Source organism: Halomonas sp. ALS9, assembly GCF_001651035.1.
GTDB lineage: Bacteria > Pseudomonadota > Gammaproteobacteria > Pseudomonadales > Halomonadaceae > Vreelandella.
Genome location: NZ_LXRG01000063.1, coordinates 1 through 225, shown reverse-complemented (window position 1 = coordinate 225; position 225 = coordinate 1). Strand labels below are relative to the sequence as shown.

At 50.7% G+C, this 225-nt stretch carries 1 protein-coding gene; it reads right to left on the bottom strand.

From position 1 onward, the window contains the following. Window positions 1–225: PhoH family protein (locus A6R74_RS04110; RefSeq protein ID WP_165603354.1), on the bottom strand; the 225-nt coding region annotated here is incomplete at both ends.

Here is a 225-nt window from a genome sequence, read left to right as displayed (position 1 = left end):
AATTTGCCCGACATTGACCAGGCAGCCAATTTTGGTATTGCGTCCCTCCCGTGTTAACAGCGACTTAAGCTGTTTAGGGTTAAAGTTTTGTGCTTCATCAATAATCAAAAAGGTGTCGTTTAAGGTGCGCCCGCGCATAAAACTTGGCGAGCGGATTTGTACCCGCGAGCCAATTAACTGACGGGTGGCGCCGTTATCCCAGCTGGATTCGCCCTCCTCGTTGCG